Consider the following 19,913-nt stretch of genomic DNA (forward strand, 5'->3'; position numbering starts at 1 on the left):
AGCGGGGGCTTGAAGGGATCAAGCAGCTCAAACAGGTCCTTTGAAGCACCCGTTCATTATGTGGAGGGTTTATACAATCGGCGATAGCTGAAAGGAACCGGAATTTAGGGGAACCGGCAGGCATCGACCAATACTATTTTAGGAGGACGAACGAAAATGGCAGTAACATTGTACTATGAACAAGATGCAGAGCTTAGCTTATTGAAAGGAAAGACCATCGCAATTATTGGATACGGAAGCCAAGGGCATGCCCATGCACAGAACTTGCGTGAAAGCGGACTTAACGTAGTAGTGGGTCTTCGTGAAGGTAAGTCTTTTGATAAAGCCAAAGAAGACGGTTTTGAAGTATTGCCTGTTGCTGAAGCAACTCGCCGTGCGGATGTAGTTCAAATTCTTATGCCAGATGAAACACAGGCTTCTGTGTATAATAGCGAAATTGCTCCTAACCTCAAAAAAGGTGCAGCTCTTCTGTTCGCACACGGATTCAACGTTCATTTCGGTCAAATCGTTCCTTCTAAAGACAACGATGTACTGCTTGTAGCGCCTAAATCCCCAGGTCACATGGTTCGCCGTACTTATGTTGAAGGATTTGGTGTACCAGGACTTATCGCTGTACATCAGGATGCAACTGGACAAGCCAAAGAAATCGGACTTGCTTATGCAAAAGGAATTGGCTGTACTCGTGCAGGAGTTATTGAAACTTCCTTCCGTGAAGAGACAGAAACCGACTTGTTCGGTGAGCAAGCTGTTCTCTGCGGTGGCGTAAGCGCCCTGATCAAAGCTGGATTTGAAACATTGACTGAAGCAGGTTATGCTCCAGAAATGGCATATTTCGAGTGTCTCCATGAATTGAAGCTCATCGTAGACCTGATCTATGAAGGAGGTCTGGCTACTATGCGCGATTCCATCTCGAACACAGCGGAATACGGTGACTATGTAACAGGTCCTCGCGTTGTAACTGAAGAGACGAAGAAAGCTATGAAAGCTGTTCTTTCCGACATTCAACAAGGTAAATTTGCACGTGACTTCATTCTTGAGAATCAGTCCAACCGTGCATTCTTGACAGCTACCCGCCGCAATGAAGCTAGTCATCCAATTGAAGTAGTTGGTGCAGAGCTTCGCGGATTGATGCACTGGATCAAGAAGTAATACTCATCTATATAGGTTCGACCTTTCAATGCGGCCATGCATAAGCGTGAGCCGCATTGAAGGTTTCTAGGTGCTTAATCAGTTAGTTGAAATATTCAGGAGGTGTAGTTATGCGGAAGATTTATGTGTTCGATACGACGCTGAGGGACGGGGAACAGTCACCGGGAGTTAACCTTAATACCCGTGAGAAGGTGGAAATTGCTCATCAGCTGGAGAAGCTTGGTGTTGACCGGATTGAGGCTGGTTTTCCGGCTGCATCCCCAGGTGATTTGGCTTCTGTAAATGCGGTTGCTCGCGCACTCAAAAATTCCAGTGTTATTGGTCTTTCTCGTTCACGGACCCAGGATATTGATGCGGTAAGAGAAGCGCTTCAGGGAGCTGAGGATCCGCGTATTCACATTTTCCTGGCTACTTCACCGATTCACCGGAAGCACAAGTTGAGAATGGAGAAGGAGCAGGTTTTGGAGACAGCCGCAGCGGCACTTCGCTATGCGCGCAAGTATTTCTCCAAGATTGAGTTCTCCGCAGAAGATGCAGGCCGTACAGAAATCGACTTTCTCTGTGAAGTGACAGAAATGGCGATACGTGAAGGCGCTTCTGTAGTAAATATTCCGGATACAGTCGGTTATTTGAGCCCTTATGAATATGGTAATATATTCAAGACGCTGAAAGAGCGTGTAAATGGGATTGAGAAAATACAGCTTAGTGCACACTGCCATGATGATCTTGGTATGGCAACCGTGAATGCGCTCGCTGCGATCCTCAATGGAGCCGATCAGATCGAGGGAACGATCAACGGGATTGGTGAACGCGCAGGGAACACCGCAATCGAAGAGGTTGCTCTGGCGCTCGAAACCCGTCAGGACTTCTTCGGCGCCAAGACCTCTCTGCAGCTGACTGAGATTGCCCGGACAAGCCGCCTGGTCAGTAAGCTGACAGGGATGGTTGTCCCTGGCAACAAAGCCATCGTAGGGGCAAATGCATTTGCCCATGAATCCGGAATCCATCAGGATGGCATGCTCAAGGAGAAGACCACTTACGAGATCATTACTCCGGAGACGATCGGACTGAAGGAAAGTAAATTGGTACTTGGGAAGCACTCAGGTCGTCACGCTTTCCGTGAGAAACTCGTGGACATGGGGTATGTACTTGAGGATGAGCGGCTGAATGAAGCTTTTGCCAAATTTAAGATCCTTGCAGACAAGAAGAAGGATGTCACAGATGAAGATATACTGGCTATTCTTGAAGAGAAGCTGACGGATACACCAGAGGTATTTCATCTGGAGACGATCTACGTTTCTTATGGCAATGAATCTACACCTAAGGCTAAAGTGCGTATAGCTGTTCAAGGCAAGGGCATCACCGAGGAAGAAGCAGAAGGCAACGGCTCTGTGGATGCGATCTATAATGCGATTGATAAAGCGTCCAAGGAAGACGTTGAGTTATCTGACTACTCCATCAAATCGATCAGCCATGGTAAGGATGCTCAAGGGGAAGTGCACGTCGTGCTCACCCAGAATGATGTATCCGTCCAGGGGCGAGGCGTCAGTACAGATATTCTTGAGGCAAGCGCCCGGGCTTATGTGGATGCGCTGAATCGTCTTTTTGATAAAAAGAAATCTGTATCTTCCCACTAATCGGGTACAGACAATAAGAGGCTCTTTCGCAGCGGTGATCCGCTCGAAGGGGCTCTTATTATATATGCAGCTTGGCTGCTTATAGCCATAACCTATTAACGTCATAGATTCTATATCTTTGTCTAACCAATCCAGATATGTTACAACTGAATGAGTATGTTATTGGACTGAGCCTAACTAAGGGAGTGGATGAATATGTCAGAAGTGAAGAAAATTGCGGTCATCGCCGGAGACGGGATTGGACCCGAAGTAGTAGCAGAAGCAGAGAAAGTATTGAAACGTACGGAGGAGCTGTTTGGCTACCGTTTTGAGACTGAGCATGCCTTGTTCGGCGGGATTGCGATTGATGAGAAAGGAACCCCGCTTCCAGAGGATACACTTGAAATTTGTAAATCTGCAGACGCTGTATTGCTGGGCGCTGTTGGCGGACCTAAGTGGGATACGAATCCGAAGGAGCTTCGTCCCGAGACAGGACTTCTGGGCATTCGCAAAGCACTGGGCTTGTTCTCCAACCTGCGTCCTGCTGTAGTATTTGATTGCCTGAAGGATGCTTCTACACTGAAGCCTGAAGTACTTGAAGGCACTGATCTTATGGTTGTTCGCGAATTGACCGGAGGTATTTATTTCGGGGAGAAATTCCGCCGCGATACCGAAAATGGCCAGGAAGCTGTAGATACTTGTGCTTACAATGTATCTGAAGTGGAGCGCATCGTCCGTCAGGCGTTTGAAATTGCTCAAAAGCGCCGGAAAAAGCTGGCTTCCGTTGATAAAGCGAACGTGCTGGAAACCTCCCGCCTATGGCGTGAAGTTGTCATCCGTGTAGCTCCAGAGTATCCGGACGTGGAACTTGAGCATGTGCTTGTAGACAACTGTGCAATGCAGCTCCTGAGACGTCCATCAAGCTTTGATGTTATCGTAACCGAGAATATGTTCGGAGATATTCTAAGTGACGAAGCAGCGATGCTTACGGGATCCATCGGAATGCTCTCCTCTGCATCTATGGGTGAAGGAAGCTTTGGTCTGTACGAGCCGGTACATGGTTCTGCTCCGGATATTGCTGGTCAGAATATTGCTAACCCGATTGCTACGATTCTGTCTGTAGCTCTTATGTTCCGCTTGACCTTCGGTTATGCCGATGCTGCAGATGCGATTGAAGCGGCTGTTGCTGAGGTATTGGATGCAGGCCACCGTACAGGAGACATCGCTGTAGATAAGAGCAAGGCAATCGGCACAACTGCGATGGGCGATCTTATCGTAGCGGCTATGAAGTAGTAAAGATTGGGAACGAATCAGATTTAACAAAAACAACTTATTTATAATTATTATAAAAAAGAAATTCTTCTAATCTTGACTTTGCATTTTACCGATGATACCATTTGTATGTAATCAGTAATTGCATAAGTTGATAAAGGGAACAGCCCTTGGCTAGTTTTCTTACATATTTTCAAAGGAGGATTTTGAAATGGCAGAACGTTTGGTTGGTAGACCCGCTCCGGATTTCGATCTTGAAATTGTGACTGGAGACGGAAAAGAATTTGGTCGTAAGAAGTTGACAGATTACCGTGGTAAATGGTTGGTATTCTTCTTCTATCCGCTTGACTTTACATTTGTATGCCCTACAGAGATTACAGCACTTAGTGATGCTTATGAGCAGTTCAAAGCATTGGATACTGAAGTTCTGGGCGCGAGCACAGACTCTGTACACAGCCACAAAGCATGGATCAATACGCCTAAAGACAGCAATGGTCTTGGACAATTGAACTTCCCGCTTGCTGCTGACATCACAAAGAGCGTTGCTCGTGAATATGGTATTCTGATCGAAGAAGAAGGAATTGCCCTGCGCGGCTTGTTCATCATCGATCCAGAAGGAGAGCTCAAGTATCAAGTTGTTAACCACAACGATGTGGGACGCAGCGTGGAAGAGACTCTTCGTGTGCTTCAAGCTTTGCAATCCGGCGGATTGTGCGCTATGAACTGGAAGCCAGGCGACAAGAACCTTAACGTATAATTTGCAGCTGGACAAGTATTAAGAAAGCCCCCTCTTGGTGTCTACACCTAGCGAGGGGGCTTTTTATCCCATAAAGTAGGACTATTTCCTTATTTGTTCAAATATGTGCCGTAAATTCCTCACTTTGAAAGGAATTTACATTTCACTTCGCGAATACCTTAAAGGAAATGGAAATGAAGCGCTTTATATCCTGTTATTGAACCTAATTAAGGAAGGTGAAGGGGAATGAGTTTTTGCTGTGGAGCGAGTATGGTTGGCACGAAAGGAACATTGAAACATTATCGTACGCAAGTCCATAATGTTCCCCTGCTTTTCTGTCCGGTCTGCCATCGGGTGGAGGTTCATTATAAAGTAGAGAATGAGTATGAGATATTGGCTGAATACGCTCACGATGACGGGGCTGCTGAGGTGGACTTTCAAGACTTTGTAATGGAAGACGAGGAGTCGATCTTCGGCAATTGTGTCAATTACGAGAGCGAGGACCCACTCGATATCGTTCAGAGTCAGATTGACATCTCATTGGATCTGCTCACGGTAGCGAAGCAGATTGAGGATGAGAAGTGGGAAAGAGAGCTCAAGAAGCGGCTTGCGGTCATGAGTCAAAGACGTACCAAGCTGATTTACAATAAGAGTAAAGGCAGCACAAGGTAGTCTCCTGTCCAGGAGGCTATCTTTTCTTTTTGGGAAAATGAGATAGAGACGGGGAAATCCTGCTTTTTTCGACAGTTTCTCTGATTGACGGTTCCGGGCATACTTAATATGATGATTACAGAAGTTTTCTAGGTTTTTCCAATGTCGGACTAGCCCCATAGAGTGAGAGGATAGAGAGAAGGTTCGTTGCAAGAGTTAGTTTAACTTCTTTCGTTAGATGATGGAATAATGTCGGATAGGCAGGTACATCATTAATCAGAAAAGGGGGGGTCAACTTGTTGAGTGAATTTCAAGAAACACTGCTTCAGTCAGTTCAAGCATTTCAATCGACCCAACTTGTCAAAAATAAGTATGAGAATGTGCTGCAGCATCTTGATAGCGGTATTCTTCTATTTGATAGTGACGGTGTTCTAACTTTCATCAATGTTCAGATGGCCAAGCTTCTCGAACTTCCTCGTCAGTCCCTGATCGGCTGTAATCTTCTTCAGCTCCTGCGTCATCCCTATCTAAGCCGTTTCAAACAGAAGAAGATTGCCAGAATCTACAGGGAGACTATCTTTCACCGCCGCAAATACCATGAGTTAATTGATGAGTATGGAAGGCACTGGCTCATTACCGTTACTTATGGAGATCAGATGGATGGAGATTTCCTTCTGAGCGTAAAGGATGTATCTGACTACAAGCAAATTGAACAGACCGCTTATCAGAACGATAAGCTGGCGATGCTGGGCAAGATTTCGGCGGCCATTGCCCATGAGATACGAAATCCTCTTACTGCAATCCGCGGTTTTATCCAGCTGTTGCGTCCGCACCTTCTTCAGCTTGGGAAAGATGAGTATGCTCGAATTATACTGATGGAAATTGATCGTGCGAATGACATCATCCATGAGTTTCTAAATTCCTCAAAGCCCTCAGCCCCCCAAAAGACGGTTGTAAGTGTACCTTCCTTATTGAAGGATACTCTCCTGCTTAGTGAGAGCGAAGCTCTTATGAAGGGATGCGAAATGAGACTTCAACAGATTAATGAATCGTTATTGGTCTCAATTGATGTCAAACAAATCAAACAAGTAATCCTGAATATTATCAAGAATGCGATGGAAGCTATTGAAGAAGTGCAAGGTGACCACGCAGGAATGATTGAGATAGGTGCAAAGCAGGAAGGCAGTTATGTGAATATCTCGGTTAAGGATAATGGGAACGGAATGGATAAAACTTTGCTTACACGCCTATTTGATCCTTTTTTCACCACGAAGGAGAAGGGAACGGGCCTAGGGCTCTCTGTCAGTTACAAGATCATCAAGAATCATGGAGGAACGATTTTGGTGGACAGTATGAAGGGAGAAGGCACTGTATTTATGATATCGCTTCCATTAACGCACCAGGTCTAAACCGCGCTTTTGATTAAGATGAGATAGTCCAATAACGTGCGCCTATGCATTCATGCATGGGCGTCTTTTTGCTAAAGTGGGCCAGGGAACACGGAATTGTGCTGAATCGGTCAAATAACTTTGGATATAACCTTTACTTTTGCTTTTAGCTTCAAGTAAGATGAATAGTAAAACAGATGAGAGAAGGTACCTTTGCGGATGAAGACGAATAATAGTAAAATTGTCGATTGCACTATACGGGACGGAGGTCTCGTGAATAACTGGGATTTCAGCGTGGAATTCGTTCAACAACTCTACGCAGGCTTGAATGAAGCAGGCGTTGATTATATGGAAATTGGATATAAGAATTCTCCAAAACTGCTGTCCGGAGCTGATTCTGCAGGTCCTTGGCGTTTTCTGAATGATGAATTTCTACGTAAAGTGATCCCTCAAAAAGGCACAACCAAGCTGTCCGCCCTCGTGGACATTGGCCGTGTTGATGAGAATGACATCCTGCCCCGCTCAGAAAGCATGCTGGATCTGATCCGCGTAGCTTGTTACATCAAAGATGTGGACAAGGCGCTTCAGCTGGTTCAGACATTCCATGACAGAGGATATGAGACAACACTGAACATCATGGCGCTGTCCAATGTAATGGAGAACGAATTGGTGGAAGCCTTTGAAATGATCAATGAAAGTGTTGTAGATGTTGTATATATCGTGGATTCCTACGGAAGTCTTGATTATAAAGATATGGAATATCTGGTACAGAAGTTCAAGACTCATCTGCCTAACAAGCGCTTGGGTGTACATACCCATAACAACATGCAGCTCGCTTTCTCCAATACGCTTGTGGCTGCTCAAAATGGTGTTGAATTCCTGGATGCTTCGGTATATGGGATGGGACGTGCGGCAGGAAACTGCCCAACAGAGCTATTGGTAACACACTTGAAGAATACCCATTACAAGCTTCGTCCTGTGCTTGAGGTGCTTGAGAACCTGCTGATTCCTCTGCGCGAGAAGGAAGAATGGGGATACCTGGTTCCTTACATGATCACTGGAACATTAGATGAACATCCGCGTTCGGCTATGGCTCTCCGAGCTTCTGCAGACAAGGATAAAGTGGTAGGTTTCTATGATAAGTTAACGACTCCAGAGGTTAGCTTCGAGAAAAAACAATAGGTTACTCGGGAACCCGGCAGAGCTCTGCCGGGTTTTTTTGCCAAAAAAGAAGGAAAAACGCGAAAGATGTGGAATTATTGTCACATAAGCTGATATATCATCTGGGGGTCAGAAGGCAAATGCAGATCAGAAAAGCAGAGAAGATGACAATATTTAAAGGATTGTGTGGACTTGTCGTCATGATCTGGGTAAGCATGATCTCCACGGCTTCGTTTGGCGGAGCTCAGATGAAGGAAGTACTGCAGGGACTGCTCTTGTCGGTAGGATTCTTGTCTGGAGCGATTTGCTTCGCGATTTTTGCACAGGGGTGCATATTTTTTTCGAACAAGCTGTCCACACACCGGTTATACAGTGCTGTTCTTTTTGCTGCAGTCGGTATTATTGATGTCTTGTATAAGATATCTTTTAGTGGTGTTCAACTGCTTGGATTGCAATTTGAGACTAATACGCTCGTGTGGATGGTCATGCTATCTCATGGAATCGGTGCCGCAGGAGTACTTATTATATTTAGCAGTAATGACAAGGAGGTTGGCCGGACTCAGAAGGTTACCCTGCTTGCCATATCCTTAGTAATAGTTACATTAGGTCTGTACTTGATAGGTCAATACCAATCCAGCTTACCCTTGTTGTTTGGCCGTAATGGTACTAGTTCATGGCAGCTGCTTGGGAGTGTGGGCATACAGCTTCTGTATATTGGTGCACTGTCTGCTATTTTGTACAAGAATCGCATAGGACGTTCCACGGCCATTCTTTCCGTTATTAGTGCACTGATCTTTATGATGATGGGGCATTATTTAACCTTCATTTCAGAACCGGGTTCTCTGGGGATTGCGCATTTGACAGGCGAAATACTAATGATGCTTTCTTATTATTATATATTGAAGGGTATATATAAGCTTACGATTGAGGAACCTCTTCGTTACAGGCAGCTGGCTGAAGAGAGGATAACATACCTGGCTTATCATGATGATCTTACCGGACTGCCTAACCGTAGACAATTGAAGGAGACGCTCAAGAAGCAAATTGAGTTCTCGAGCATTTCAGGCGTTTCAACTGCAGTGATTATCGTGAATATTAACCGGTTTAAGGCAATTAATGATTCCCTGGGTTACAGCGCAGGTGACCGTATTCTTAAAGTAATGGGAGAACGCTTGGTTCGCAGCTGCACTCCTGCCGAAGAAGTATTTCGGATGGGCGAGGATGAGTTTGCTGTTATTGTGCCAGGGATATCGCACGCCAGCGATATGCATGAACGAATGGAGCAGCTTCTTGCTGCTCTGGAATCAACAATGGTAATTGACAATTCGGAGTACCACCTCTCCGTCAGTCTTGGTCTCGCTATACATCCCGAGGATGGACAGACGGCAGACCAGCTACTGCAGAATGCGGATATGGCCGTTCATAACGCGAAGGAGCAAGGGTTAGAATCCAGCCGATACATGCCGTCTATGCAGGTACAGGTACAATCCCGTCTCAAATTGGAGAACGACCTGCGCAAAGGAATTGAAAGACAGGAGTTCTTCCTCGAATTTCAACCTCAAATCCATCTGGATACCGGTAAAATTGTGGGTATGGAGGCACTTGTGCGTTGGAATCATCCTCATCGCGGCCTTATTCCTCCGGCGGAATTCATCCCATTAGCTGAAGAGAGCGGACTGATTGTCCCTTTAGGAGATTGGGTGCTGCGCACGGCCTGTACTCAGAATAAAAATTGGCAGATGCAGGGCTACGAGCCTATCTGTATCTCTGTAAACTTATCGATGCGGCAATTCCGGCAATCTCATCTTTCGGAGCATATCAGGGATATTCTCGCGGAGATCGAGCTTGACCCCGGCTATCTTGAGCTTGAGATCACGGAAAGTATGACATTCGATAGAGAAGCGGCATTTGACCAGTTGAGACGGCTCAAAGAGCTGGGGGTTCACATCAGTATCGATGACTTTGGTACGGGATACAGTTCACTTCATTATCTGAAGAGCCTGCCCATTGACCGATTGAAGATCGACCGCTCTTTTGTAAAAGAAGTGATGCAGGACAATAATGATGCGGCTATTGTGTCGACCATTACATCGATGGCTCATCATTTAAAGTTAAAGGTAACGGCAGAAGGAGTAGAGAATCAGGAGCAGCTTGAGTTCCTGAAGCTTCAACGCTGCCATGAGGGTCAAGGGTATTTATTCAGCAAGCCCTTGGGTGCACAGGATATTGAAGAACGCTTTCTGGGTCGGGTAGCGGGTTGATTGTAAAAAGTACTTGCAAAGTGTAAATAAAAATGATATATTTATTTTTGTCTTTACGAAACATATAGGCAAGATAACGGGACGTAGCTCAGCTTGGTAGAGCACCTGGTTTGGGACCAGGGGGTCGCATGTTCAAATCGTGTCGTCCCGACCATTATCATTTTGCGGGTGTAGTTCAATGGTAGAACTTTAGCCTTCCAAGCTAATAGCGTGGGTTCGATTCCCATCACCCGCTCCATACGCATATTCAAGCCCTTCCTGGTGAAGGGCTTTTTTATTTGTCAATAAATGATGAATTGGATCACTTTGGGGAATGCTAATATCGGATACTCGTAGAGGTTTAGGGAGCAGAGGCTCTCTTAAACGAACATAGCAAGTTAGCTATTGACAATTAAGCGTTTGCATGCTTTCAAATCCGTAAATTTATTGACCTTCGTTCATTAATGTGTGGATTTTAATCTGGTTTAATTGTATAATTTGGTCGACAGACACGCTTCAAATTTCTAAGGGGGATTATAAACAATGAAAAAGACTTTTAAATTGTCGATTGTTATGCTGCTTGCACTTACTGTAGTACTAGCAGGATGCGGTAACAAGAAAAGTGAAACAAACGGCAGTGCAGGCACTTCCGAAGGTTCATCCAAATCCGATATCAAAATCGGTATGGTTACTGACGTTGGTGGGGTTAACGATAAATCGTTCAACCAGTCTGCTTGGGAAGGTCTGCAGCAATTACAGAAGGATAAAGGCGTTAAAGCAGAATATTTGCAAAGTACAAAATCAGACGATTACAATACAAACTTGAATAAATTTGTTAAAGGCAAGTACGCTTTGACTTGGGGTATTGGTATGAGCCTTGGCGATGCAGTAGGTACTGTGGCTAAACAAAACCCGGATGCCAAGCTTGCGATTATCGACGCCGTAGTGGATGCTCCGAATGTTAAATCGGTAACTTTCGCTGAAAATGAAGGCAGCTTCCTGGTAGGTGTCGTTGCTGGTAAAATGACAAAAACAAACAAAATCGGCTTCGTAGGCGGAATCAAGCTTCCGGTTATCGAGCGTTTCGCAGCTGGATTCAAAGCAGGCGTGCTTGCAGTTAATCCAAATGCTGAAGTGAACATCAACTATACAGGTGCATTTGATAAGCCAGACCTGGGCAAAACAGCAGCAGCTACCCAGTACAACAATGGGGCAGACATCATTTTCCAAGCAGCTGGTGGAACAGGTACAGGCGTATTTAACGAAGCTCTTGGCCGTGTGAAGAGTGGTCAGAAGGTATGGGTTATCGGCGTAGACAAAGACCAATCTCTGGAATTCCCGGATGTAACTTTGACTTCCATGGTTAAGCGTGTAGATGAAGCGGTTAAGCGTGTCAGCCAGGAAGTTATCGACGGTACATTCAAAGGTGGTCAGGAAACTCTGACTTTGAAGGACAATGGTGTAGGTATTCCGGATACTTCCAGCAAATACGTTCCAGCTGACGTGCTTAAGCTTGTAGATGATTACAAAGCAAAAATCATTAGCGGCGAAATCAAAGTTCCTGAGAAATAAGACCGATTTGTAGTGAATTACAGTTACAGACGAAAGTAATATAGGCTATATTTATAGAGCAAGGCTGGTTATCTAACTAGCCTTGTTCCCTTGTTAACAAGGTTATTTTCACGAACTGTCCAGACTATCTTTATGAGAAGGGTGATCTCATGTCAGCAGCACCTCCGGTTCTGGAGCTAAAGGAAATTACCAAGCGGTTTCCTGGTATTGTAGCTAATGACTCCATTAGTTTGAAGCTGAATAAGGGCGAAATTCATGCGCTTCTCGGTGAGAATGGAGCGGGTAAGTCTACTCTGATGAACATTGTGTTCGGATTATATCAGCCGGATGAAGGAAGTATTCATATTAACGGTCAACCTGTACTTATTGATAATCCTAATAAAGCGATTGATCTTGGTATCGGAATGGTCCATCAGCATTTCAAATTAGTGGAACCGTTTACGGTGACCGAGAATATTATTTTGGGCATGGAGCCGCGCAAAGGTCTCAATCTGGATTATAAGACGGCATCTGCCAAGATTAAGGCCTTGTCCGAACAGTATGGGCTCAAGGTGAATCCGCATGCCAAGATTCACGATATTTCCGTGGGCATGCAGCAGCGCGTTGAGATTCTTAAGACACTCTACCGCGGAGCGGATATCCTGATTTTCGATGAGCCGACAGCGGTTCTGACACCGCAGGAGATTGCAGAATTGATGGAGATTATGCGCCGGCTGGTTGCTGAAGGCAAGTCGATTATTTTGATTACACATAAGCTTAAAGAAATCATGCAGATATCCGATGTTGTTACGATCATCCGCCGGGGGAAAGTAATCGACACGGTAAAAACTTCGGAATCTAGTCCCCACGAGCTGGCAGAGAAGATGGTAGGAAGAAGCGTATCCTTTAAAGTGGACAAGAAGCCGGCTGAACCGAAGGAAGCGGTGCTTCGCGTTGATAATATTTCGGCCAAGAATAAGGACGGAGTCCCTGTATTGGATGGACTCAGCCTTACGCTGAGAGCCGGTGAGATTCTCGGGGTTGCTGGAGTAGATGGTAATGGACAAAGTGAACTGATTGAGGCTTTAACGGGCCTTCGCAAAATCGACAGCGGATCCATTAAGGTCCTGAATCAGGATATCTCGAATCTGCCTCCGAGAAAAGTAATTGAGAGCGGCGTGTCCCACATTCCGGAAGACCGTCATAAGCATGGTCTTGTTCTTGATTTCTCGATGAAAGAGAACATGGTGCTGGAGACGTATTACAAAGAGCCTTATAACCGAAAAGGATTTCTGAATTATGATGCCATTGGTAAGCAGGCAAAACGTCTGATCGAACATTTCGACGTCCGTACCCCAAGCATGGATACGCTGGCGAGATCCTTATCTGGCGGGAATCAGCAGAAAGCAATTATAGCCCGGGAAATAGATAAAAACCCTGATCTTCTGATCGCTGCGCAGCCTACCCGGGGTCTGGACGTAGGAGCTATCGAGTTCGTGCAGCGCCAGCTGATCGCACAGCGGGATCAAGGGAAAGCTGTTCTGCTGATTTCGTTCGAACTGGATGAGATTATGAATGTATCTGACCGGATTGTGGTTATCTATGAAGGCCGAATTGTTGGCGAAGTCTATCCTGAATCAACCAACGATCAGGAACTCGGTCTGATGATGGCAGGCAGCACGGCGGGAGGTAAGGCGCATGAGTAAATTGTACAAAATTTTTACCGGAAGTATTGTGGTCCCTCTGGTTGCCATTATATTTGGCTTGATCGTCGGAGCGATTATTATGCTTGTCGGCGGATATGATCCACTGCTTGCCTACCAGTCTCTGTTTGAGCAGGTGTTTGGGAATCTGTATGACTTTGGGGAGACCCTGCGCGAGATTACACCGCTGATTTTGACAGGTCTAGCCGTTGCCTTTGCATTTAGAGCGGGTCTCTTTAACATCGGTGGTGAAGGCCAGTTCATCGTGGGGATGACTGCAGCTACCTTTGTCGGAATTAAAGTGACCGGGCTACCCTCGATCATTCACGCTCCTCTTGCATTGATTGCCGGAGCGCTCTGCGGTGGCTTGTGGGCTGCCATTGCAGGCTATCTGAAGGCTAAGAGAGGCGTAAATGAAGTTATTACAACGATCATGCTGAACTGGACCGCACTATATTTGGGGAACTATATCGTGAATAGCTTTTTGCTTCCAGAAGGAATGGACCATTCGGAGGAAATCCAACCTACGGCTTCCATCTCCATTCAAAGTCTGGTTAGTTTCTTTAATGATGCCCGTATGCACTGGGGCATGCTCCTTGCAGTCCTTGCATCCGTGTTCTTCTATTACTTCTTGTGGAAGAGCAAGCAGGGCTATGAGCTTCGTGCCGTAGGATTCAATCCTAATGCAGCTGAATATGCAGGAATGAATGTGGGCCGTAATGTCGTTAAAGCGATGTTTATTAGCGGCGTGTTCGCGGGACTGGCCGGAGCGGTACAGGTTCTGGGGGTATTTCATTATCAATCGATCATGTCCGGATCGCCGGGGATTGGCTTTGACGGTATCGCTGTCGCCCTGATTGGGATGAATCATCCGTTTGGTATTTTGCTGGGAGGATCACTGTTCGGAATTCTGACTTACGGATCTGCCGGCATGAGCTTTGGTGCGGGTGTACCGCCGGAATTAATTCGAATTGTTATTGGATCCATCATCTTCTTCATTGCCGCTCAAGGCATCGTACGCTGGGTCCTCAAACCTCTTTACTCCAAACGCAAGAAAGAGAAGGTGTTGTAAATGGATTGGGTAACTACTTTAGGCCAGTTGATCAATACGACGCTAGTATTCTCGACAGCGCTTATCTTTGCGGCCTTGGGCGGCATCTTCTCAGAGCGTTCAGGGGTAACCAATATTGGTATTGAGGGTCTAATGACCTTCGGGGCCTTCTCTGCGGCAGTAGCTACTTACTATGCTGAACAGTCGGGCATGGGCGGAGGAGCTCCGTGGGTTGGTCTTATTGCAGCGGTCATTACGGGGGTACTTGCTTCATTGATCCATGCTTTGGCGTCAATTACGTTCAAAGCGGATCAAATTATAAGCGGGATCGTGATCAACTTCCTGGCAGCGGGCAGCACCTTGTATCTGGTTAAGCTGATTTTTAACGGGAACGGTGAGACTCCGCTTCTGCAGGTAGTAAGTAAGTATCCGATCCCGGGTCTTTCCCAGATCCCGATTATCGGGGAAGGCTTGTTCAATAATTACCCTACGACGTATTTGGCCATCATTCTGGTGTTCGTGGCTTACTATGTTCTCTACAAGACTCCATTTGGTCTGCGTCTGCGTTCTGTGGGTGAGCACCCAAGTGCGGCAGATACAGTGGGAATCAATGTTCGTCGTATGCGATATATCGGTGTAATGATCAGTGGCGCTCTTGCTGCTCTAGGTGGGGCGACGGTTACGTTAACCACAACAAGCACTTTTGCGCACAATACTATCTCGGGTCAAGGATTTATTGCGATTGCAGCCATGATCTTCGGGAAATGGAATCCGATCGGCGCATTCGGGGCCGCAGCGTTCTTCGGCTTCTCCCAAGCTATTCGCAGTTATGTGACCTTGTTCTCCTGGTCCAGCCACATTCCAATGGAATTCATCTACATGCTTCCATATGTGCTGACCATTATCGTCTTGGTGGCTGCGGTAGGACGTTCTTCGGCTCCTTCTGCACTGGGGATTCCTTACGATCCGGGCAAAAGATAAATCGAGTGTATCAAGCAGAAAGGGACCGTCTACTGGACGGTCCCTTTCTGCTTGATAGTGTTCATAACGCTTGAGAATAGATGCTGACTCTTGCCTCGCCAATAGTATCGTTGAATTTCTTGGAATGCTACAGCAAAGGAAGAAATCTACAACAATGAGTGATGGGATTAGATGTGGACGGTCTTCACTCGTCCGACCTGTCCATCCTCCAAGCGGACTTTGATTCCATGGGGATGAGTGGGAGAGTTGGTGAGAATGTCTTTGACAATCCCTCGGGTAAGCTTGCCGGTTCGCTGATCCTGCTTGAGTACGATATCCACGGTTCGTCCGGGGATGATGTTTTTGCGTTCTGTTCCATTCATGGGGTTCACGTGTCTCCTTTAGGTATATAATACAAACATATCATAACGGAAGGTGAATCCAAAGCTTAGACAGGATTCGACTTGCCAATAGGTGCATGTTTTGCATATAATATTGAACATAAGAAAGCAGGATAACCATGATATGAAATGCTGAGATGGAGAAGAGTAAGCAGTGCCTCTTTACAGGGAGGAAGCGCCGTTAGATTGAGAGCGTTTCTACAGAATCAGGCTGCCGAAGTTCACTCCGGAGCAGCGCCTTGAACCGGTAGTCCAGAGGACTATGGCATTAGAGGCTGCCGGCTACGAACCGTTAATTCGATGAGTGAGAGAGGTATCTCTAGGCAGATACCGATCTAACAAGGGTGGTACCACGGTCTTTTCGTCCCTTACGGGAGAGAAGGCCTTTTTTTGTTGTACTTGGGAAATGCCCGTCATGTGACAAAGGATTCAGGGGTTAGGTATCTTGGAACTTAAACTTTAAGGAGGTTCATAAATGAAAGAACGGTTGGAGTCGTTAAAAGTCGAAGCGTTGGATCAGCTGAAGGAAGTTGCTGATGCCGGGCAGCTCAATGATCTCAGAGTGAAGTATTTAGGTAAAAAGGGGGCTCTTACAGAGATTTTGAGAGGGATGGGAGCCCTTAGTGCAGAGGAGCGCCCGGTAATCGGGCAGGTCGCCAATGAGGTGCGCGCGGCTATCGAAGAAGTGATCGAGCGTCAGCAGCTGGAGTTCCAGAATCAAGAGACCGAGCAAAGACTCGCAGCTGAGAAGGTAGATGTGACTCTACCGGGCCGGCCGCTTCGCCAGGGAAGTGTACATCCGCTGAACAAGGTCATTCAGGACATTGAGGACATCTTCATTGGTCTGGGATACCGCATTGCGGAAGGTCCCGAAGTAGAGACCGATTATTACAACTTTGAAGCCCTGAATCTGCCGAAGAACCATCCGGCCCGTGATATGCAGGATTCCTTTTACATCACAGAGGACATTCTGATGCGGACGCAGACTTCTCCAGTACAGGTTCGCACGATGGAAGCTATGGAAGGTGAAGTGCCGGTTAAAGTCATTTGCCCAGGTAAGGTCTACCGCCGTGATGACGATGATGCAACCCACTCCTTCCAGTTCAACCAGATCGAAGGTCTGGTGATCGGCAAAGGGATCCGGATGAGTGATCTGAAGGGCACGCTGCTCCAGTTCACACGCGAGATGTTCGGACCTCATACACAGATTCGTCTGCGTCCAAGCTTCTTCCCTTTCACCGAGCCTAGTGCTGAGGTAGATGTAACCTGTGTGAAGTGCGGCGGTTCAGGCTGCCGGATGTGTAAGCATACAGGCTGGCTTGAAATTCTGGGCTGCGGTATGGTTCACCCGCGTGTGCTTGAGATGGGCGGCTACGATCCAGAGGAGTATACGGGCTTTGCCTTTGGAATGGGCGTAGAGCGAATTGCAATCCTCAAATACGGGATTGATGACATCCGTCATTTCTACAGCAACGACTTGCGGTTCCTGCAGCAGTTCGCTCGAAATTAATTATCGAAGGGAAGGGACATATTCTATGAAAGTATCAACCGAATGGTTGTCGGATTATATATCTTTGGACAATGTGGTTACGGAGGAACTGGCTGAGCAGATTACGCGTTCCGGGATTGAAATTGATTCTGTGGAGAAGAGAAGCCCGGGCGTTAGCCAGGTCGTTGTGGGTTATGTGAAGAGTATGGAAAAGCACCCTGATGCGGATAAGCTCAATGTATGTATCATAGACGCGGGACTTGGCGAGGACCTGCAGATCGTGTGCGGAGCCAAGAACGTCGATGCCGGGCAAAAGGTACCTGTTGCTCTGGTAGGCGCCAAGCTTCCGGGTGGACTAGAGATCAAGAAGGCGAAGCTGCGCGGCGTTGCTTCCCAGGGAATGATCTGTTCGGCCAAGGAACTCGGCCTGAATGAGAAGTTCGTACCGAAGGAGCAGCAGGATGGAATTCTCGTTCTTCCTGACGATACAGCAATCGGCATCCCGATTAACGGCGTGCTTGGTCTGGATGATGAGGTTCTTGACTTTGATCTGACGCCGAATCGTTCGGACTGCCTTAGCATGCTGGGAGCCGCTTATGAAGTGGGTGCGATTCTAGGACGGGAAGTGAACATTCCTGAGCCGTCCAAGAAGCTGATCGAAGTCGCTGAAGCCGCCAGCAATCACATTGCAGTTCATAATGAAGCTCCTGAGCTTTGCAACCACTATGCAGTGCGGTATTTCTCCAATGTGAAGATTGCCCCTTCCCCGCAGTGGATGCAGAATCGTCTTGCGGCAGCAGGGGTACGACCGATCAATAACATTGTGGATATCACGAACTATGTCATGATGGAATACGGTCAGCCATTGCATGCTTTTGATGCGGATCAGATTGCAGGCGGAACCGTTGGTGTACGCCAGGCAGTAGAAGGGGAGACCCTGGTGACCCTGGACGGTCAGGAGCGCAAGCTTGAGGCGGGAGCTCTACTTATCACAGATGGTGAGAATAAGCCGGTGGGCCTTGCAGGTGTAATGGGCGGCCTGAATTCCGAGGTTACAAGTGAGACCACCAATATTGTGCTGGAATCGGCACATTTCAGTGGGGGCAGTGTCCGCAAGACTTCGCGTCAGCTTGGCCTTCGTTCCGAAGCGTCTCTTCGCTTCGAGAAAGAAGTCGATCCGAATCGGGTCATTCCTGCACTGAACCGGTCTGCAAGTCTGATTGCGCAGTATGCCGGGGGAACGGTACATCAAGGGATTGTAGAATCTGTAATTCAGGCACCAGAAACTAAGAAAATCATGCTGTCGCTTGCCAAGCTCAACGGATATCTCGGAACAGATATCTCTATGCTCGAAGTCAAGACGATCTTCACCAGGCTGAATTTCGAAAGTGCTGAACGTCAAGGAGAGATTGAAGTACTGGTTCCATCACGCCGCGGAGATATTACCCGTGATGTGGATTTGATTGAGGAAGTGGCCCGTCTGTATGGATATGCCAATATCCCTACAACCTCAATCGAAGGCCCAACCACAGCGGGTTCTTATACAAGAGAGCAGTTCCTTCGCCGCAGCCTGCGTACGCTGTTAACACATGGCGGCTGGCAAGAAGTAATCAGCTACTCGTTCACCTATGAAGCTTCTGTGGGCTTGTTCCCGACTCTATCCGAAGGAAGCCGTGCTGTGAAGCTGGCTATGCCGATGAGCGAGGACAGAAGTGTGCTTCGTACAAGTACTCTGCCGCAGCTGATTGATATTGCATCCTACAACCGGAATCGTAAACAAGATACTTTGTCCATATTTGAAATTGGCAGTGTATTCTGGACCGAGGAAGATAAGCTGACCCGTCAGCCTAAGGAGCTGCCTGTGCTAAGCTTCCTGCTGACAGGTCTTCGTCAGGAGAAACAGTGGAACATCCCAGCCGAGAAGGTGGACTTCTTCGATCTGAAAGGTGCTGCCGAGAGCGTGATTGAATATCTGGGTCTTCGTGACAAGGTTACTTATGCTGCTGATCGTCCGGAAGGTTTCCATCCGGGACGCTCCGCCTCCATTTATCTGCAGGCTGGAGAAGAGAAGATCCGGATTGGCGTACTTGGACAGATGCATCCGAATCTGCAGCGGGATAAAGACCTGGAAGATACTTATGTTGCCGAGCTTCTGCTAACACCTCTGTACCAGCATGCAGAAAGCAATATTGAATACAGGGAGCTGCCAAGATTCCCTTCTGTTGAGAGAGATATTGCTGTGGTGGTGGGCAGTGAGGTGGAAGCTGGAGCCTTGATTCAGGCGATTCAAGATACTGCAGGTGAACTGCTTACCTCCATTCAGGTCTTCGACGTGTTCACAGGCAGTAAATTGGGAGATAACAAAAAGAGTGTAGCCATCTCTATGGTATACCAGCATAAGGATCGCACCTTGACCGAAGAGGACATTACGACCGTGCATGATCGTGTGCTTGAAGTCCTGGAACAATCTTTTGCCGCGGAACTTAGAAAATAGCAGGAAATTACAGAAGTCACATCGAATCCTATAGCAAGCAAGATTCGATGT

Annotated in this window: 15 protein-coding genes and 2 tRNA genes; 16 read left to right on the plus strand and 1 reads right to left on the minus strand. The window is 47.0% G+C overall.

Annotated elements, in window-relative coordinates; genetic code table 11:
- Positions 1 to 156 precede the first annotated feature (156 nt).
- The 14 genes from ilvC (at position 157) to ACEN86_RS05530 (ending at position 15,499) form a co-directional block, all read left to right on the plus strand.
- The gene (ilvC, locus tag ACEN86_RS05465; RefSeq protein WP_495633329.1) at positions 157 to 1,149 is read left to right on the plus strand and encodes a ketol-acid reductoisomerase; all 993 of its coding nucleotides are present in this window, start codon (positions 157 to 159) and stop codon (positions 1,147 to 1,149) included.
- A 110-nt stretch (positions 1,150 to 1,259) separates the two neighbouring features.
- The gene (locus ACEN86_RS05470; RefSeq protein WP_495633330.1) at positions 1,260 to 2,786 is read left to right on the plus strand and encodes a 2-isopropylmalate synthase; all 1,527 of its coding nucleotides are present in this window, start codon (positions 1,260 to 1,262) and stop codon (positions 2,784 to 2,786) included.
- 195 nt (positions 2,787 to 2,981) lie between these two features.
- Entirely contained in the window at positions 2,982 to 4,058 is a 1,077-nt protein-coding gene (gene leuB / locus ACEN86_RS05475) for a 3-isopropylmalate dehydrogenase (protein ID WP_495633331.1), read from the plus strand.
- A 190-nt stretch (positions 4,059 to 4,248) separates the two neighbouring features.
- Positions 4,249 to 4,794 carry a peroxiredoxin gene (locus ACEN86_RS05480; protein ID WP_495633332.1) on the plus strand — a complete coding sequence of 182 codons (546 nt, stop codon included), beginning with the start codon at positions 4,249 to 4,251 and terminating at the stop codon, positions 4,792 to 4,794.
- A 225-nt stretch (positions 4,795 to 5,019) separates the two neighbouring features.
- The gene (locus ACEN86_RS05485; RefSeq protein ID WP_495633333.1) at positions 5,020 to 5,445 is read left to right on the plus strand and encodes a hypothetical protein; all 426 of its coding nucleotides are present in this window, start codon (positions 5,020 to 5,022) and stop codon (positions 5,443 to 5,445) included.
- Positions 5,446 to 5,720: 275 nt separating this feature from the next.
- Complete coding sequence (locus tag ACEN86_RS05490; RefSeq protein WP_495633334.1) at positions 5,721 to 6,833, plus strand: ATP-binding protein; 1,113 nt, start codon at positions 5,721 to 5,723, stop codon at positions 6,831 to 6,833.
- 198 nt (positions 6,834 to 7,031) lie between these two features.
- A complete protein-coding gene (locus tag ACEN86_RS05495; protein WP_495633335.1) occupies positions 7,032 to 7,994 on the plus strand; it encodes an aldolase catalytic domain-containing protein in 963 nt (320 codons plus the stop codon).
- 119 nt (positions 7,995 to 8,113) lie between these two features.
- Entirely contained in the window at positions 8,114 to 10,234 is a 2,121-nt protein-coding gene (locus tag ACEN86_RS05500) for a putative bifunctional diguanylate cyclase/phosphodiesterase (protein ID WP_495633336.1), read from the plus strand.
- A 77-nt stretch (positions 10,235 to 10,311) separates the two neighbouring features.
- Positions 10,312 to 10,388: transfer RNA gene (locus ACEN86_RS05505), tRNA-Pro, on the plus strand.
- A 10-nt stretch (positions 10,389 to 10,398) separates the two neighbouring features.
- Positions 10,399 to 10,472 (plus strand) — tRNA-Gly (locus ACEN86_RS05510).
- 284 nt (positions 10,473 to 10,756) lie between these two features.
- On the plus strand, positions 10,757 to 11,785 hold the full coding sequence (locus ACEN86_RS05515; RefSeq protein WP_495633337.1) for a BMP family lipoprotein: 1,029 nt from the start codon (positions 10,757 to 10,759) through the stop codon (positions 11,783 to 11,785).
- Between the two features lie 149 nt (positions 11,786 to 11,934).
- Positions 11,935 to 13,470: an ABC transporter ATP-binding protein gene (locus ACEN86_RS05520; protein WP_495633338.1), complete on the plus strand. Its 1,536-nt coding sequence runs from the start codon at positions 11,935 to 11,937 to the stop codon at positions 13,468 to 13,470.
- Entirely contained in the window at positions 13,463 to 14,539 is a 1,077-nt protein-coding gene (locus ACEN86_RS05525) for an ABC transporter permease (RefSeq protein WP_495633339.1), read from the plus strand. Before ACEN86_RS05520 ends, ACEN86_RS05525 begins: the two co-directional genes overlap by 8 nt.
- On the plus strand, positions 14,540 to 15,499 hold the full coding sequence (locus tag ACEN86_RS05530; protein WP_495633340.1) for an ABC transporter permease: 960 nt from the start codon (positions 14,540 to 14,542) through the stop codon (positions 15,497 to 15,499).
- Between the two features lie 167 nt (positions 15,500 to 15,666).
- Here ACEN86_RS05530 and ACEN86_RS05535 read toward each other — a convergent pair whose 3' ends face one another.
- The gene (locus ACEN86_RS05535) at positions 15,667 to 15,861 is read right to left on the minus strand and encodes a YwbE family protein (protein ID WP_495633341.1); all 195 of its coding nucleotides are present in this window, start codon (positions 15,859 to 15,861) and stop codon (positions 15,667 to 15,669) included.
- A gap of 493 nt (positions 15,862 to 16,354) precedes the next feature.
- Between ACEN86_RS05535 and pheS the strand changes: the two genes are divergently transcribed.
- Entirely contained in the window at positions 16,355 to 17,389 is a 1,035-nt protein-coding gene (gene pheS / locus ACEN86_RS05540) for a phenylalanine--tRNA ligase subunit alpha (RefSeq protein WP_495633342.1), read from the plus strand.
- 25 nt (positions 17,390 to 17,414) lie between these two features.
- Entirely contained in the window at positions 17,415 to 19,862 is a 2,448-nt protein-coding gene (gene pheT / locus ACEN86_RS05545) for a phenylalanine--tRNA ligase subunit beta (protein ID WP_495633343.1), read from the plus strand.
- Positions 19,863 to 19,913: the final 51 nt, after the last annotated feature.

The organism is Paenibacillus sp. Paensp111 (genome assembly GCF_059492195.1).

What these genes read in the sequence shown, in the direction of transcription:
- ACEN86_RS05470 (WP_495633330.1), top strand. Translation starts at nt 1,260, where the DNA reads ATGCGGAAGATTTATGTGTTCGATACGACGCTGAGGGACGGGGAACAG.
- ACEN86_RS05535 (WP_495633341.1), bottom strand. Translation starts at nt 15,861, where the DNA reads ATGAATGGAACAGAACGCAAAAACATCATCCCCGGACGAACCGTGGAT.
- ACEN86_RS05520 (WP_495633338.1), top strand. Translation starts at nt 11,935, where the DNA reads ATGTCAGCAGCACCTCCGGTTCTGGAGCTAAAGGAAATTACCAAGCGG.
- ilvC (WP_495633329.1), top strand. Translation starts at nt 157, where the DNA reads ATGGCAGTAACATTGTACTATGAACAAGATGCAGAGCTTAGCTTATTG.
- pheT (WP_495633343.1), top strand. Translation starts at nt 17,415, where the DNA reads ATGAAAGTATCAACCGAATGGTTGTCGGATTATATATCTTTGGACAAT.
- ACEN86_RS05495 (WP_495633335.1), top strand. Translation starts at nt 7,032, where the DNA reads ATGAAGACGAATAATAGTAAAATTGTCGATTGCACTATACGGGACGGA.
- ACEN86_RS05485 (WP_495633333.1), top strand. Translation starts at nt 5,020, where the DNA reads ATGAGTTTTTGCTGTGGAGCGAGTATGGTTGGCACGAAAGGAACATTG.
- ACEN86_RS05480 (WP_495633332.1), top strand. Translation starts at nt 4,249, where the DNA reads ATGGCAGAACGTTTGGTTGGTAGACCCGCTCCGGATTTCGATCTTGAA.
- leuB (WP_495633331.1), top strand. Translation starts at nt 2,982, where the DNA reads ATGTCAGAAGTGAAGAAAATTGCGGTCATCGCCGGAGACGGGATTGGA.
- ACEN86_RS05500 (WP_495633336.1), top strand. Translation starts at nt 8,114, where the DNA reads ATGCAGATCAGAAAAGCAGAGAAGATGACAATATTTAAAGGATTGTGT.
- ACEN86_RS05515 (WP_495633337.1), top strand. Translation starts at nt 10,757, where the DNA reads ATGAAAAAGACTTTTAAATTGTCGATTGTTATGCTGCTTGCACTTACT.
- ACEN86_RS05530 (WP_495633340.1), top strand. Translation starts at nt 14,540, where the DNA reads ATGGATTGGGTAACTACTTTAGGCCAGTTGATCAATACGACGCTAGTA.
- ACEN86_RS05525 (WP_495633339.1), top strand. Translation starts at nt 13,463, where the DNA reads ATGAGTAAATTGTACAAAATTTTTACCGGAAGTATTGTGGTCCCTCTG.
- pheS (WP_495633342.1), top strand. Translation starts at nt 16,355, where the DNA reads ATGAAAGAACGGTTGGAGTCGTTAAAAGTCGAAGCGTTGGATCAGCTG.